Source organism: Pseudoalteromonas sp. TAE56 (genome assembly GCF_000497955.1).
Lineage (GTDB): Bacteria > Pseudomonadota > Gammaproteobacteria > Enterobacterales > Alteromonadaceae > Pseudoalteromonas.
Genome location: NZ_AUTN01000057.1, coordinates 73626 through 89479, shown reverse-complemented (window position 1 = coordinate 89479; position 15854 = coordinate 73626). Strand labels below are relative to the sequence as shown.

At 38.9% G+C, this 15854-nt stretch carries 13 protein-coding genes; 11 read left to right on the top strand and 2 right to left on the bottom strand.

Annotated elements, in window-relative coordinates; all coding sequences use genetic code 11:
- A partial coding sequence (locus L656_RS0102520) for a malic enzyme-like NAD(P)-binding protein (RefSeq protein WP_024598078.1) occupies window positions 1–660 on the top strand: 660 nt, incomplete at its 5' end.
- A gap of 82 nt (window positions 661–742) precedes the next feature.
- Here L656_RS0102520 and metJ read toward each other — a convergent pair.
- Window positions 743–1063 carry a met regulon transcriptional regulator MetJ gene (gene metJ / locus L656_RS0102515; protein WP_007586263.1) on the bottom strand — a complete coding sequence of 107 codons (321 nt, stop codon included), beginning with the start codon at window positions 1061–1063 and terminating at the stop codon, window positions 743–745.
- Between the two features lie 289 nt (window positions 1064–1352).
- On the opposite strand from metJ, the gene metB reads away from it, so the two are divergent.
- Window positions 1353–2600 carry a cystathionine gamma-synthase gene (metB, locus tag L656_RS0102510; protein WP_024598077.1) on the top strand — a complete coding sequence of 416 codons (1248 nt, stop codon included), beginning with the start codon at window positions 1353–1355 and terminating at the stop codon, window positions 2598–2600.
- Window positions 2601–2776: 176 nt separating this feature from the next.
- Window positions 2777–5122, top strand: a complete 2346-nt coding sequence (metL, locus tag L656_RS0102505; RefSeq protein WP_024598076.1) for a bifunctional aspartate kinase/homoserine dehydrogenase II — start codon at window positions 2777–2779, stop codon at window positions 5120–5122.
- A 64-nt stretch (window positions 5123–5186) separates the two neighbouring features.
- Here the strand turns inward: metL and L656_RS0102500 are convergent, their stop codons facing one another.
- On the bottom strand, window positions 5187–7679 hold the full coding sequence (locus L656_RS0102500; RefSeq protein WP_024598075.1) for a penicillin-binding protein 1A: 2493 nt from the start codon (window positions 7677–7679) through the stop codon (window positions 5187–5189).
- Between the two features lie 130 nt (window positions 7680–7809).
- Between L656_RS0102500 and L656_RS0102495 the strand changes: the two genes are divergently transcribed.
- From L656_RS0102495 to L656_RS0102460, 8 genes are all read left to right on the top strand, one after another.
- Window positions 7810–8889 carry a pilus assembly protein PilM gene (locus tag L656_RS0102495; protein ID WP_024598074.1) on the top strand — a complete coding sequence of 360 codons (1080 nt, stop codon included), beginning with the start codon at window positions 7810–7812 and terminating at the stop codon, window positions 8887–8889.
- On the top strand, window positions 8877–9449 hold the full coding sequence (locus tag L656_RS0102490; RefSeq protein WP_024598073.1) for a PilN domain-containing protein: 573 nt from the start codon (window positions 8877–8879) through the stop codon (window positions 9447–9449). The genes L656_RS0102495 and L656_RS0102490 overlap by 13 nt, the downstream gene beginning before the upstream one ends.
- On the top strand, window positions 9439–10044 hold the full coding sequence (locus L656_RS0102485) for a type 4a pilus biogenesis protein PilO (RefSeq protein ID WP_007586270.1): 606 nt from the start codon (window positions 9439–9441) through the stop codon (window positions 10042–10044). The genes L656_RS0102490 and L656_RS0102485 overlap by 11 nt, the downstream gene beginning before the upstream one ends.
- Window positions 10041–10580 carry a pilus assembly protein PilP gene (locus tag L656_RS0102480; RefSeq protein ID WP_007586272.1) on the top strand — a complete coding sequence of 180 codons (540 nt, stop codon included), beginning with the start codon at window positions 10041–10043 and terminating at the stop codon, window positions 10578–10580. The genes L656_RS0102485 and L656_RS0102480 overlap by 4 nt, the downstream gene beginning before the upstream one ends.
- Complete coding sequence (locus L656_RS0102475; RefSeq protein WP_024598072.1) at window positions 10567–12672, top strand: type IV pilus secretin PilQ; 2106 nt, start codon at window positions 10567–10569, stop codon at window positions 12670–12672. Before L656_RS0102480 ends, L656_RS0102475 begins: the two co-directional genes overlap by 14 nt.
- Window positions 12673–12856: 184 nt before the next feature.
- Window positions 12857–13375: a shikimate kinase AroK gene (gene aroK, locus L656_RS0102470; RefSeq protein WP_004589350.1), complete on the top strand. Its 519-nt coding sequence runs from the start codon at window positions 12857–12859 to the stop codon at window positions 13373–13375.
- 27 nt (window positions 13376–13402) lie between these two features.
- Window positions 13403–14473, top strand: a complete 1071-nt coding sequence (gene aroB, locus L656_RS0102465) for a 3-dehydroquinate synthase (RefSeq protein WP_024598071.1) — start codon at window positions 13403–13405, stop codon at window positions 14471–14473.
- Complete coding sequence (locus L656_RS0102460; RefSeq protein WP_024598070.1) at window positions 14474–15817, top strand: AAA family ATPase; 1344 nt, start codon at window positions 14474–14476, stop codon at window positions 15815–15817. It begins immediately after the preceding gene.
- The last annotated feature ends 37 nt before the right edge of the window (window positions 15818–15854 follow it).

The following is a 15854-nucleotide window of genomic DNA, read 5'->3' as shown; positions in this document are numbered from 1 at the left end:
GGCGCTGCCGCTGTTGCGTGTATGGAGCTGTTGATTAAGTGCGGAGCACTGCGCGAACACATTTATATGCTTGACCGCAAAGGTGTTATTCATACCCGCCGCGATGATTTAAATGAATATAAACAGCTTTTTGCTAACAATACAGATAAGCGTACATTGCAAGATGTAATTGCAGATGCTGATGTGTTTGTAGGTGTTTCTGGCCCTAACTTATTAGCGGCTGAAGATTTAAAGCTAATGGCTGAAAAACCAGTTGTGTTTGCATGTTCAAACCCAGATCCTGAAATTGATCCTGCACTTGCGCACGGCGCACGTAACGATTTAATTATGGCAACAGGGCGCTCTGATTACCCTAATCAGGTTAACAATGTTTTATGTTTCCCGTTTATTTTCCGTGGTGCGCTTGATGTGCGTGCAAGCGCTATTAACGATGAAATGAAAATTGCTGCAGTTGAGGCTATCCGTAGTATTGCTAAAGAGCCTGTACCTGCAGAAGTTTTAAAAGCAGCAGGCGTAGATAAATTAGAGTTTGGTGCACAGTATATTATTCCAAAACCAATGGACCCTCGTTTACTGCCGCGTATAGCAAGAGCTGTTGCCCTAGCTGCTGTTGAGTCAGGTGTTGCGCAAATTGATTTGCCAGAAAATTATATGCAGTAAATCTATACAGTAGAGCTATGCAATAAAATTTAGACATAAAAAAACCTCAGTAATTACTGAGGTTTTTTTGTCTTTGTAGTATTTATTCTTCGTTTAAAACGGGTACTTCTAGACCCATTTCTTGCATTATTTTTTTAACTTCTTCTGGCACTTTTTCGGCGTTATCTTTACGTAAGTCATCGTCATTTGGTAAAGGTTGGCCAGTAAAAGCATGCAAAAATGCCTCACATAGCAATTCACTATTTGTAGCATGGCGAAGGTTATTGATTTGACGACGTGTACGTTCGTCAGTTAATACCTTTAATACATTTAGCGGGATCGAAACGGTGATCTTTTTAACTTGCTCTGATTTTTTACCGTGTTCTGCGTATGGGTGAATATACTCACCATTCCATTTAGCCATAAGATGTATCGTTGCCTCAGATTATTAATTTCTCACACGGTATAAAAAGCGTGTAAATATGCGTGAAATTCTATCGATTTAAAAAAGATAGTCAAATAATAGATACCGATCTATCTTAATAAGCCTATTGTGAGTGTAAAGATAAGCACACTTTTGTGAGCTAAAATGTGGTATTCGCAGAGGCTCCTTCTACTTATAGCCATCTAGAGCTTTAAAATACTTTGACTTATCAAAACGGATAACTTACTCTTTTGGACGTCTAAACATCCAAATTAATCAGGTGACGAATATGAGCGAAAAAAACAAAGCAACCATTGCTGTACGTAACGGCGTTGATGCTGATAAACATCATGGTGCGGTGGTACCGCCAATTTATTTATCGACTACTTATTCGTTTGCCGACTTTGATACTAAGCGTGAGTATGATTATGGTCGTAGCGGTAATCCTAATCGTGATATTTTAGCTGAGACGCTTGCTAAGCTTGAAGGTGGCGCTCGTGGCATAATTACAGCTACAGGCATGGCTGCCGTGCATTTAGCTACTCAGCTACTTAATAGTGACGATACGCTAGTAATTCCACATGATTGTTATGGTGGCAGCTATCGTTTATTTACATCTTTACAAAAACGCGGCCTACTAAAGCTCGAAATATTAGATTTAACAAAAGAAGAAAGCCTTCAACAAATTTTAGTAATTAAACCTAAGCTTATTTGGATAGAAACCCCAAGTAACCCAGTACTTCGTTTAACAGATATTAAAGCGGTTACCGATGTTGCAAAACAATGCGGTGCATTGGTGGCTGCAGATAACACATTTTTGTCGCCTGCTTTACAAAACCCTATTAAGTTTGGTGTAGATATTGTGGTGCATTCAACCACTAAATATATTAACGGACACTCCGATGTAGTCGGCGGCGCTGTTATTGCCGCAACACAAGAGTTAGGCGATGAGCTTGCTTGGTGGGCTAATAACATTGGTATTACGGGGGCGCCTTTTGATAGCTATTTAACGCTTCGTGGTTTACGTACTTTAAATGTGCGCCTAAGACAGCATCAAGAAAATGCACTGGCAATAGCTAAGTATCTTGAAAACTCTGAATATGTAAGCCAAGTTTACTACCCAGGTCTTGAGTCTCATCCTCAACATGAACTTGCTAAAGCACAGCAACTTGGCTTTGGTGGCATGGTTAGTTTTGATATTAAAGGCGATATAAACGACGCAGCGGCATTTTTAACTAGCCTTAAAACCTTTAGTTTAGCTGAGTCACTAGGTGGCGTAGAGAGCTTAATTTGTCACCCTGCAACTATGACGCACGCAGGTATGGACGCAACAGCACGTTTAGAAGCGGGTGTGGGCGATACGCTTATTCGTATTTCGGTAGGTATTGAAGATATATACGATTTAGTTGCTGATTTTGAGCGAGTGTTTGAACTTGTAAAACCAGGACAAAATAAAAATGTTGGCCGTGTAGGCAAAGGTGCAGGCACTTCTGGTGGTAACGTTAAATTAAGTGCAGCCCGTCCGGCGCTTTGGTAAGCAATACCAATCCGCAATAATACCTAATCAATTTGAGGGATTAAACCTGGCGCTAACGTCGTTAAAAATTTCTGATATACGACTGCATGGATGCAGGAGGTAGAGCAATGCAGGAGCAATTGCCGAGAACAACTAAACTCAAAATAGACTACTTAATTAAGCGAATTGGTATAAATATGGTTAATTGTATACATAAATTTGGTGGCTCGAGTTTAAGCTCAAGTGAGCGATACCAAAGCGTTGCAAAAATAATAATTACACATACTCAACCGGGTGACTGTGTGGTGGTATCGGCTGCGGGTAAGACAACCGATACGCTAGTATTACTTTGGCAAAGCTATCAAAAGCAAGACAATCAAGCGGTAGCTGATATTTTACTACAGTTAAATAATCACCAAAGAGACTTAATAGAGCAGCTATTAGAAGCTGATTTAAAACGAAGTGCACTTAAAACACTAAATACCGAACTTAGTGATATTGCAGAACTTGCTCAAGCTGAGCAGCTAAAAGAGGCTGCGTTACTTGCACATGGCGAATTGTGGTCAGCACGCTTACTCGCCATTTATTTACAGCAGCTAAATATTGAGGCATGTGCTCAAGATGCCCGCACTCTTTTTACTTTAAGCGATGGTGAATTAATGCATGCGCAAAATGCGCAGAAATGTGGGCAGTTAATTTTTCCTAATAAAATAAATGTTGTTACTGGGTTTATAGCCGCAGATATCAATGGTGAGACTGTAACGCTTGGCCGAAATGGTAGTGACTACAGCGCAACACTACTAGCAAATTACTGTAATGCTAAGCAGGTATGTATTTGGACTGATACGCAAGGAGTGTTTAGTACTGATCCACGTAAAGTGCAAAAAGCGATTAAATACGGCAAAATTTGCCGTGGACAAGCTAATTTATTGGCTCGTTTAGGTAATCCTGTATTACATGCAAAAACACTATCGCCACTTAAAAACACAGATATTAAGCTAGCTGTTCGCAGTAGTTTTGATGTGCAAGCAAGCCCAACCGATATAGTAAAAGAAGGTTCAGCGAAGAAAAAACGTTTTATAACTACTTTGCAAAATGTTGACCTACTAATGGTTGAAGGGTTAAGTGAAGGAGAGGTTGCAAGTGTTAGTCAGCTTATTCAGCATAGCCTTCATCACTTTAACCATAATGGTGAAGTGTATCTGGTAGTGCCAGCCGCACAAACTTATCTGGTTATTAATTACTTTGCGGGTAGAGCAAGTATTAGCGAGTCAAATTTAAACGGCTGTGCAATTGTAGCGCCTGAGCAAGACGTTAATACATTGAGCTTACAAGCATTAGATTTATTAAAACTCCACAGCATAAAACCTCGTTTTGTCCATCAAGATACTGGCTATGCTTTATTGCTTACCGATCAATTTATAGATAGTGATATACAAAGTGCCTTACACGATAAGCTAATTAATAAAGGCCAAGAAATCGCAATTATAGTTGCGGGGCTTGGTAACGTTGGCGACGTTTTTATTAAACAGTTATCGGCACAATTTGAGCGCTTATTGGATGACTTTAGTATTAAATTAGTCGGTCTAATTCGCTCTAAAAAAATGCTGTTTAATGCAAGTGGTATTAATACGCAGCAATGGAAAACTCAATGGCAGCATGAGGCTAATAGCTATCAATCTGCAGATTTACTGAATGCTATAAATGAGCTCGATTACGAGCATAAAATTTTAATTGATATTACCGCAAGTGAACAATTTAGCTTGTTATATCCAGACTTTGTAGATAGAGACTGTCATTTAATTAGTGCTAATAAATACGCTGGAACAGCATCTACTACTTGGTATAAAGCACTTCGTAGTAATATTTTAGAACGTAATTTACATTGGCGATATAACACCAGTGTAGGCGCTGGCTTACCTATTAACTTTGCTTTGGCTGATTTGCAAAATAGTGGCGATAAAATAACACGTATAGAAGGTGTTTTCTCAGGCACGCTTTCGTGGTTATGCAGTAAATATGATGGAATTAGGCCATTTTCTGAGTTGGTACTAGAAGCTCAGAAAATGGGATTCACAGAGCCAGACCCTCGCGAAGATTTATCTGGGCGAGATATGCAGCGTAAACTACTTATTTTAGCTCGAGAGCTAGGTGTAGAGCTTGAACTTGACGATATTAGCTTATCGGCATTGATGCCTGATGAACTTGCGCTGGGAAGTTGGGATGACTTTTTAAATAAAAAAACACAGCTAGATGCATTCATTGAAGAGCATGCAGCTACAGCAAAAGCTAAAAATTCAGTACTTAGATACACGGGCTTGTTAGAAATAAAACAAGGTGAAGTAATCGCTAAAGTGGGAATAGCGTATGTGCCTAATGGCGATGCGTTAGCAAACCTTACTCCTGGTGATAATATTTTTGTCATTAATAGCAAATGGTATAGCGATAACGCATTAGTGATTCAGGGACCAGGAGCGGGTAGGGAAGTGACCGCTGCGGGTGTGCACTCTGATTTATATTGGCTTGTTCAAAACTTAAAATAAACCTTTGGTTTAAATAAAAACGGCAGCTTAAATAAGCTGCCGTTTTTGTATTACGTACATATTATTAAAATAGCTCTTCTTCTGTTTTAGTGTCTTCTTCAAATATATCGTTAGGCTGAGATAGCACATACTTTGTAGGTGCGGTGCCTTTTTCAAAATATTCAAATCGACTTGTGTAGTCATTTTTATGGCTTAATAAACCAGTAGCTAAATCAATACGAATAGAAACAAGTCCCTCAGGCGGCTCAATTGGAGCTTCGGGCTTGCCTTCTAGTGCCGCTTTCATAAATTCAACCCATGCTGGCTGTGCGGTTTTAGCGCCGGATTCAGCACCTGATATTTGGCTGCTATCTAGGTTGTTGTTATATGTAGAGCGACCAAGAGCGTTGCCCGGATTATCAAAGCCAACCCAAACTGAGGTCATCACATTACTATTAAAACCGCTAAACCAGGTATCTACTGAGTCATTAGTTGTGCCGGTTTTACCCGAAATATCGCGACGGTCTAGTGCTTGTGCTCGCCAACCGGTTCCACTCCAACCTGTTTTATGAGCCCAGCTACCACCCCCCCAGATTGCACTATTCATAGCATCGGCAATTAAAAATGCATTCTGCTTAGAAATAATTCTCGGTGCACATTTTTTAGTTTGCTCCTCTTCACCATCACTATTATGAATTGAGAGTGAATTGAGTGTTGGCAAAGGCTCTTCGTCACAGGCAAGAGCAGGGTTTGCTTTAAACAATACATTGCCATAAGCATCTTGAATTTCTGAGATGAAGTAAGGTTCAATCAAGTGACCGCCATTGGCAAATGTACTCATGCCTCGGGCAAGTTCAAGGGGAGTAATGGAAGCACTGCCAAGGGCTAATGATTCACTGCGATTAATGTCAGCGTCTTTAAAGCCAAATTTTAGTAAATGATCAGCTGTGCGTTGTAATCCAACACCACGCAGTAAACGCACCGAAATAACGTTTTTAGACTGTGCTAAAGCACGGCGAATTCGAATAGGACCGTTGTAAACAGCGGGGCTATTTTTAGGACGCCATGCTACGCCTTGGCTTTTATCCCATTGGTTTATAGGTGCATCGTTTAATATAGACGCAAGCGTGTAGCCCTTTTCAAGTGCTGCTGAATATATAAAAGGTTTTATATTAGAACCCACTTGACGCTTAGCTTGTACCGCACGATTGTATTGGCTTTGCTCAAAGCTGTAACCCCCTACAATGGCTTTTATTCTACCGTCTTGTGGATCGAGTGAGACAATAGCGCTTGATGCTTCCGGTACTTGGCTTAATAAGAAGCTGCTATCTTCGTTTTGACGTACCCATATTTGCATACCTGGTGTTAAAATGTCGGTAGCTGCTTTTGGAGCAAAGCTTTGGCGGTAGCGAGTAATATACTTACGCGCCCATTTTAAATTATCCCAAGTGAGGGTTGTTTGTTCACCATTTTTAAGTAATACAGTAGCTGTTTTATCATTAACACTAAGTACTGCTGCAACTTTTAAAGTGCCTAATTCATTTACGCTCTGTAATTTATTGAGTATTTGTTGCTCAGTTAAAGCTGGTTGTGTTTCAGGATTCCATAAAATATCAGTTGGACCTCTAAAACCATGACGCATATCGTAATTGTGTAAGTTATTTACAAGTGCGTTTTGCGCTGCTTTTTGAACCTTTGATTCTACTGAGGTAAAAATTTTAAAACCTGAGTTGTATGCTTTATCTACCCCATAGCGCGAAACCATTTCGGCACGCACCATTTCAGAGATATACGGTGCGTATAAGTTTATTTCTGCGCCGTGAAAATAAGCTGTAATAGGTTGGCTAGTTGCTTCGTTATATTGCTCTTGTGTTATATAGTCTTCGGTAAGTAAACGGCCTAAAACTACATTTCGGCGTGCTTTTGCACGCGTTGGGTTACGAATTGGGTTTAATGCAGAAGGTGCTTTAGGTAAACCTGCAATCATCGCCATTTGTGCAAGTGTTAAATCTTTTAGCTCTTTACCGTAATAAACTTGCGCTGCTGCACCAATACCGAAAGCACGATTACCTAATTCTATTTTATTGAGATAAAGCTCTAAAATTTCGTCTTTTGTTAATACATCTTCGATATGAAGCGCTATAAATATCTCTTTAACTTTGCGTATATATGCTTTTTCGCGTGTTAAAAAGAAATTACGAGCAAGCTGCATAGTAATAGTACTTGCACCTTGTTTTTTCTCGCCAGTAGATATAAGAACAACAGCCGAACGTACGATGCCAATAGGGTCTATGCCTATATGATCGTAAAATCGATTATCTTCTGTCGCTAGAAATGCATTAATGAGTGTTTGAGGAATTTCATCAATAGTCACTGGAATACGACGTTTTTCACCAAATTGATTGATTAAAAGCCCATCTTTAGTGAATACTTGCATAGGAGTTTGTAATTGCACGTCTTTTAAAACTTGCACACTGGGGATATCAGGTTTAACGTAGTAATAAAGACTGATCAAAGTAATCAGACCAATTAACACACAAATGATAAAAAATTGTAAAGTTCGTTTTAATAAAATCACTTATATTTCCCTAAATGGACTCCCAATTGCGAGTTTTGACTGCTAGTATATATTGATTAAAAAATGAATAATATTTTTTCATATAAAAATTATAACTTGTTTATTATTAAAACAAAGGCCAAGTTGAAACATGCTAAGTCAACTATTTCAAAAACCGTCCCAAATGATGGTAGGAATTGATATTGGATCGCACTCTATTAAGGCTGTGCTTTTACGTGAAATTGAAACTGGATTTCGACTTGAAGCACTTGCAATTGAGCCGATGCCAAAAGGCGCTATGAGTGAGCGTACAATTCAAGATATTGAAGCGATTGGTAACGTAATTACAAAATTAAGAAAAAAATTACCAAAGTCGTTAAAATTTGCGGCAGTGGCTGTTTCTGGCCAAACAGTCATCACAAAAGTGATCTTCATGGATGTATCGTTAACTGATGCTGAACTTGAGTCGCAAATTGAAATTGAAGCCGATAGTTTAATTCCATATCCTCTTGATGAAGTAAGCCTCGACTTTGAGAAGCTTTCGACGAATGAAGCCGATCCTAGTAAAATGAATGTTTTGCTTTCAGCTGCCCGTACTGAAAGTGTTGAAGCGCGTGTTGGCGCTTTAGAAGCAGCAAATTTAGAAGCTAAAATAGTTGATGTAGAAAGCTATGCATTAAGTCGTGCAATGGATGTGTATTACCAACAGTTACCTAGCGACGCATTTAATAAATGCGTGGCTGTGGTTGATATTGGTGCGGTTTTAATGCTTGTGAGCGTTGTTCAAGCTGGGGAAACAATTTATACACGTGACCAAGTTTTTGGTGGTGACCAATATACAAATAGTATCGTTGCTTATTATAATAAAGGCTTTGATGAAGCTGAGATTGGTAAAACATCAGGTGATTTACCGCCAAACTACACTTTTGAAGTATTAGCCCCTTTTCAAACTTCGTTACTTCAACAAGTGCGACGTGCGGTGCAAATGTTTTTAACAACCAGTGGCAAAGAGCAAATCGATTATATTGTATTAACGGGTGGTACATCGATGATTAAAGGTATTGACCGATTACTCATTGAAGAACTAGGTATTCACTCTGTCGTTGCTGAGCCTTTTGAAAATATGGAAATTTCTCCAAAAGTAGATCGTAATGTAATGCAACGTCACAAAACGCAGTTTGCAATTGCGACAGGGTTGGCATTAAGGAGCTTTTCAACATGCCACATATAAATCTACTTCCTTGGCGTGAATCGCAGCGCGAAGAATCGAAAAAGAAATTTGTAACTATACTTATTGGTGTCGTTATACTTTGTTTTGCGAGTATGTACTTATTAAGCTCTTTTTATAGTTCATTAAAAGACGGTCAAAACTTAAAGAATAACTATTTAAGTTCAGAAATTAGCATGCTAGATAAAAAAATTAGTGAAATTAGAAGTTTAGATAAAAGAAAAGAAAACTTACAACAGCGTATGAGGCTCATTGAAGAATTACAAAGCAGCCGTAATTTGGGTACGCAAATAATGGATGAAGTTGCCAAAATAGTGCCGGGTGGAGTTTATTTAACAAAACTCGAGCGCCGAGGTAGCCAAATTCATGTATTGGGACGCAGTGAATCTAATAACCGTTTATCAACAATGCTGCGCCAAGTACAAAGCTCATATTTACTAGAGAATCCTTCAATGCAAGGCATTGTTGCAGGCGATCAATCTTCGCGTTTACTTAGTGATTTTAATATGGAATTTTATGTAAAACCATTTGATAAAATTGGTGAGGTTAGCGATGAGCCTTGATTTTAAAGCACTGAGTGAAATTGATTGGAATGAAATAGAGCTCGATAACATTGGCGATTGGCCTATTGCAGTTAAAGCAATTTGCTGTACGTTTGTTGCCGGACTTGTATTGTTTTTTAGTTATAGCCTGTTAGTTTCTGATGAAATTGATAGTTACCACAGTGCAGTTGCGAAAGAGGTCGAGTTACGCACAACTTATCGTACTAAATACGCAGTAGCGAGTAAGCTTGAGATCTATCGTCAACAAATGATTGAAATGGAAGATAAGTTTTCACAATTATTAAAACGTTTACCTACCTCTAACGAAACCCCTGGTTTACTTGATGATTTGTCGTATGTTGGCACAACAAGTGGTCTGACTTTTTTAAAAATAGGTTGGTTACCAGAAGTCGAGAAAGAATTTTATACTGAATTACCGATTAAAATAGAAGTGATAGGAACCTACCATGAGTTTGGTGAGTTTGTGGGTAAAGTAGCTCAGTTACCACGAATTGTAAGCTTACATGACTTTTCTATTTTATCATCGGGCGATAAACAGTTAACATTTAGTGTTGTTGCAAAAACATATCGTTATGAAGAAGGAGTTAAAAAATGAAGCTCCTTCGCGTAGTACCTGTAGTAATGGTGTTTGTTTTGAGTGGTTGTAATGATGATACGTCTGAGCAAAAAGAATTTATTGATCAGGTAAAAGCAAGCACAACACCAAAGGTTGAATCAATTCCTGAGCTGACAAAGTTTGAAATATTTGAGTACAGTGCTGGTCAGCTACGTAGCCCGTTTGTAGCGCCTCAGCCTGAGATAATCCAAAATAAATTAACACAAGTAAAAAACTGTTTGCACCCTGATCAAGAGCGTCGCCGCGAACCGTTAGAAAAATACCCGCTAGATAACTTAGCAATGAAAGGCACAATTGGTTCTAGTGGACAAATATGGGCATTAATAACAGCAGCTGACGCTACTTTGCATCGTGTAACGGTAGGGAATTACCTTGGTAGTTATGATGGCAAAGTAAAAACAGTAAGTAACGACTATATAGAGTTAGTGGAATTAATCCCTGATGGGTCTGGCTGTTGGAAAGAGCGCTTGACTAAATTAGAAATGTTAGAGGCGGCAACAGATGGCGCAAATTAATAATAAAAAAGGTAAAAATAGCATGCATAAGGATGTACTTTGGCTTCATCGTATTTCACGAACATTACTGGCTGCTGTTGCTTTAGTCACTGTAAATTCAGCCGTTGCAGGGCCGTTACTTTATGATGTTCGTTATAATCCATTACTTAAAGGCGAAACTGAGTTACAGCTTGTTTTTGATGAAGAGTTAACGCTTGAGCCAAAAGTTCAGGTGTTTAATAGCCCAGCCCGAATCGAAATGTTTTTTGATACCGCAGAGTTAGAGGTTGGTTTAAATGATGTTGAAGTTAATCAAGCTGGAATTAGCAGTGTTACTAATGTTTTAACTAACAGTGGTTTAAAAGTAACGGTAAACTTAGATCGATTAAAAATTTATGAAACTGAAGTTCATAACAACTTAGTATCAATACGCGTGTCTGATAATCCTCTTACAGAATCTGAAAATGAAGATGTAGCGATGGACTCAGGTGACGTAAGTGGAAATTACATTAACCGTATCCAATCAATTGATTTTAGACGTGGTGAAAAGGGCGAAGCGAAAGTACTCGTATTTTTACAAGACACTCAAGCTGCAATTGAAGTTCATGAGAGTGGCGGGAAAATTTACGCAGACTTTCATCACACCGATATTTTAGATGACCTACTTTATGAATTAGATGTATTAGATTTTGGTACTGTCGTAAGTAATATCGAGACTTTTAAAGAAGACGGATTAAGTCGTGTCGTTATTGAGCCAAACGCTCAGTTTACATTTACGTACCAGCAAATAGATAATATTTTAACGCTGACGGTAGAAAAAGATGAAACGCAAAACGCCTATTTAGATGGTGGCGTTGAGTATCAAGGTCGTCCTATGACCTTAAATTTTCAAGATATCTCTGTGCGAGCAGCACTACAAATTATTGCGGGTTATAACGATTTTAACTTAGTAACCAGTGATTCAGTGACCGGTAATATAACACTGCGCTTAGATGGCGTACCGTGGGATCAAGCGCTTGACGTAGTACTGCGTATTAAAGGGCTAGATAAACGCATGGATGGCTCTATTTTAATGGTAGCGCCTGCAGAGGAGCTTGCAGCACGTGAAGCTAAAGATTTAAAAGCTAAACAGCAAGTTGAAGACTTAGAACCACTCTATAGTGAATACATTCGATTAAACTACGCTAAAGCCGAAAGTTTTGCTGACTTATTAAAAACAGATAGGAACAGTATTATAACTGCCCGCGGTAGTGTGTCGGTTGATCAGCGTACAAATACTTTATTGGTAAAAGATACTGTAAAGAGTATAGAAAACATTCGCCGGATGATAGAAACACTCGATATTCCAGTACAGCAGGTTGTAATCGAATCTCGGATGGTAACTGTGCGCGATAACGTTACTGAGGACTTAGGTGTACGATGGGGCTTTAGTGACCAAGGTAGCAGTGTTGGTATTTCAGGCTCCCTTGAAGGCGCTGAAGGTATTTATAACGCAACATCAACTACAAATGCGCCAAGCATTTCAGATCGATTAAATGTAAATTTACCTATCACTAACCCTGCGGCCAGCATTGGTTTGCATATAGCAAAATTGGCTAACGGTACGTTAATTGATTTAGAGCTAAGTGCGCTTGAAGAAGAAAATAAAGGCGAAATTATTGCTAGCCCGCGTATCATAGCGGCTAATCAGCAAAAAGCACGAATAGAGCAAGGTACTGAAATTCCTTACACTGAGTCAGCTTCAAGTGGTGCTACTACCGTAAGCTTTAAAAAAGCGGTACTAAGCTTAGAAGTAACACCTCATATCACACCTGATAATAAAGTAATTCTAGACTTAATTATTACTCAAGACACGCGTGGCGATACCGTACAAACGGGAACAGGTGAAGCAGTGTCTATTGATACCCAAGAGATTCAAACACAAGTGTTAGTTGAGAATGGACAAACCGTAGTACTCGGTGGTATTTTCCAGCAGCAGATCATTAATACTACGAGTAAAGTGCCAATTTTAGGTGACATTCCTTACGTAGGAAGACTGTTTAAAACCACGAGTGAGTTTAATGAAAAGCGTGAATTACTTATTTTTGTGACACCAAAAATACAAATTGATTAAAATACAGTGGTTTTATGTTAACCAACGGGTGATTATTTAGATTAATTGCTCGTTATATGGCTTTTTATGCTAATTGACTTGAAATACCCCCGCAATTACTGAGATAATCCCCTCCTTAATTTTGGGGCCAGGTCGTTAGGCGGGGTTTTATTTCAAATTTTAGAGTTTGTTTGTACTAAAAGATATGGCTGAGAAACGTAATATATTTCTAGTTGGCCCCATGGGGGCTGGCAAAAGCACGATTGGTCGTCACATCGCTGACCAATTACACCTTGAATTTGTTGATTCTGATCAAGAAATCGAACGCCGCACAGGTGCAGATATTGCATGGGTATTCGATCTTGAAGGTGAAGAAGGCTTTAGACTTCGAGAAGAGTCTGTTATTGGCGATTTAACCGAGATGCAAGGTATTGTACTTGCTACAGGTGGTGGTTCAGTAATGAGCAAAGAAGTCCGAAACAAGCTTTCGGCTCGAGGTATCGTTGTATACCTAGAGACACCTATAGAGAAGCAAGTTGCACGCACGCAACGCGACAAGCGTCGCCCATTACTGCAAACTGAAGAAGCACCTCGTAACGTACTAGAGCGCTTAGCAGAAGAACGCGAGCCACTATACAAAGAAGTTGCTGATTTTGTTGTACGTACCGATGAGCAAAGCGCTAAAGTTGTTGCTAACCAAATCATCGAGAAATTAGATTTTTAAAAACCAATAATAAAGGAATAGCCAAGCATGCTTAAATTAACTGTTAATTTGGACGAGCGAAGTTATCCTATTTATATTGGGCAATCTGCACTTCAAGATAATGGCCGCCTGGTTCACCACATTGGTGATTGTCGGCCTATCATCATTACTAATGACACAATAGCGCCTTTATATTTGCAAAGGTTACTTGATTCATTAGCTGATCTAAATCCGCTATCTTTTATTATTCCTGACGGTGAGCAATATAAATCACTGGAATGGTTTGAAAAAATATCAGCATTTTTACTACAAAATAACTGTGGCCGAGATACGTGTTTAATTGCGTTAGGTGGTGGTGTTGTAGGTGACCTAACTGGTTTTGTTGCGGCTTGTTATCAGCGCGGCGTACCGTTTATTCAAATACCAACGACAGTGCTTTCACAGGTTGATTCATCGGTAGGTGGAAAAACGGCAGTAAATCATCCGTTAGGTAAAAATATGATAGGGGCATTTTATCAGCCTCAAGCGGTTTTTATTGATACGCAAACATTACACACTCTACCTGCACGAGAGTTTGCAGCAGGTATGGCTGAAGTAATTAAGTATGGTCTGATTTACGATACCGAATTATTTGAATATTTGGAGCTAAATGTAGCTAATTTGCAGCAACTAGATGAAGCATGCTTACAGCATATCATTTTTAGATGTTGTGAAATAAAAGCGCTTATAGTTGCTCAAGATGAAAAAGAACACGGCTTACGAGCTTTGTTAAACCTAGGCCATACATTTGCCCATGCAATTGAGGCACAGATGGGTTATGGCGTTTGGTTACACGGCGAAGCTGTTGCAACAGGAATGGTATTAGCAGCTAAACTTGCCAAGACACGCCAAGATTTAAGCGCAAGCGAAGTTGATCGAATTATTAAGCTGCTTGAGCTATATAATTTACCAACAGAAATTCCAAAGCAAATGACTAGCGAGCAGTTTTTAACGCATATGCGTAAAGACAAAAAGAATAAAAAAGGCACTATCCGCTTTATTCTACCTACCCAATTTGGCCAGTGTGCATTAGTTGATAATGTATCTGATGATCAAGTTAGAGACTTAATCGAGCAGTAAATGCAGTCACAAATTTTACCAAGCCGTGCGGCTTTGGTGGATAGAATCGCACTGCAATTTGAGTACGGGCAAAATTTAATTGTTTTACTTGGCACTTCTGGGCTAGGTAAAAGTTATATGCTCGAAACCTTCATTACAGATAAATACAACGACTTTAATAAAGCCTTCGTGCAAGTAAGTGCACAAATGACTGACGCTCAGCTAATGAGTGAGTTATTAGAACAAAGCTTTAACTCTCCCCTGGTCGATCATAACTTAAGTTTACCTGAAAACTATTACCAGTTGCTCCAGCAACAACCATGTGGGCCATATTTATGGGTACTTGATGGCGGTAGGCAATTATCTGATGAGATGTTAATTGAGCTTGAGTTACTTTCTAAGAACAGCCCAAATACGCTATATATAATAATAGCTTCACAGTCTAAGCTGCCTTTAAACAACGCTGTTGAAATTTACTTGGAGCCGCTAACGCTTCGAGAAAGTAAGATGTTATTACAATGGTATTTTTCAGACTTACCTTATGATGAAGACCCTGTTTTTAGTACTTTTTTAGCTGAGGCTCAAGGTAATCCCAGTTTATTGCTTGCTTGGCAACCTAGTGAGCACATAGCCGATATTATCGTTAAGGACAAAGTATCTTGGCGATTGCACCTATTGATTTTGATGCTGCTGATTATGCTTTTAATTATTGGGCTACTTTATAAGTCGGATATGACACAGTGGTGGCAACAGTATTATCAGCAGGAAGAAACACAAGTCGTAAATACAGCAATATCTGTAGAGCAAGTAAGTGAGCCGGTTATAAAGAAAAATGACCCAGTAGCGAGCCTAAATAAACCAAAAGTAGTTGAGCAACCTATTAAGCTAGAACGCGAACACATTAATGATGTGCCTGCGATCATGCAAAGCCTTACCGAGTCTGCCAACTCCGTTAACGTACTAGACAGTGATGTTGATGTTAGTACTAATAATAAAAGCAGTGTATCAAGTGAGGTTAAATCTGAAGCTCTAAAAGTAAATACAGCAGAGCAAACTCAGAGTAGCCAAGATAATATATGGTACATGCAGCAAACAGATACAAATAGTGTTATTCAATTATTAGCCGTAACTCAGCAGGAAGTTAGCGATAGCTTTATTGCTCAATTCAATCTACAGCAGCAAACTCATACTTACCAAACGAAGCGAAATAATAAAATATGGTGGGTTGTTACATTTGGTAGTTTTGGAAGTATAAACGAAGCAAAATCAGCAATGGATACTTTATCTGCTGGGGTTAAAAAAAATAAACCTTTCTATAAAAAAATTAGTAAAATAAAGCAAGAAATAGCACTCGTAGATCAGTAAAACACACTACTTTAGTGTAAAATCGCGCAACACCAGA

Coding starts and splice junctions, on each gene's coding strand:
- metB (WP_024598077.1), top strand. CDS start 1,353: ATGAGCGAAAAAAACAAAGCAACCATTGCTGTACGTAACGGCGTTGAT.
- L656_RS0102495 (WP_024598074.1), top strand. CDS start 7,810: ATGCTAAGTCAACTATTTCAAAAACCGTCCCAAATGATGGTAGGAATT.
- aroB (WP_024598071.1), top strand. CDS start 13,403: ATGCTTAAATTAACTGTTAATTTGGACGAGCGAAGTTATCCTATTTAT.
- aroK (WP_004589350.1), top strand. CDS start 12,857: ATGGCTGAGAAACGTAATATATTTCTAGTTGGCCCCATGGGGGCTGGC.
- metJ (WP_007586263.1), bottom strand. CDS start 1,063: ATGGCTAAATGGAATGGTGAGTATATTCACCCATACGCAGAACACGGT.
- L656_RS0102475 (WP_024598072.1), top strand. CDS start 10,567: ATGGCGCAAATTAATAATAAAAAAGGTAAAAATAGCATGCATAAGGAT.
- L656_RS0102480 (WP_007586272.1), top strand. CDS start 10,041: ATGAAGCTCCTTCGCGTAGTACCTGTAGTAATGGTGTTTGTTTTGAGT.
- L656_RS0102485 (WP_007586270.1), top strand. CDS start 9,439: ATGAGCCTTGATTTTAAAGCACTGAGTGAAATTGATTGGAATGAAATA.
- L656_RS0102460 (WP_024598070.1), top strand. CDS start 14,474: ATGCAGTCACAAATTTTACCAAGCCGTGCGGCTTTGGTGGATAGAATC.
- L656_RS0102490 (WP_024598073.1), top strand. CDS start 8,877: ATGCCACATATAAATCTACTTCCTTGGCGTGAATCGCAGCGCGAAGAA.
- metL (WP_024598076.1), top strand. CDS start 2,777: ATGGTTAATTGTATACATAAATTTGGTGGCTCGAGTTTAAGCTCAAGT.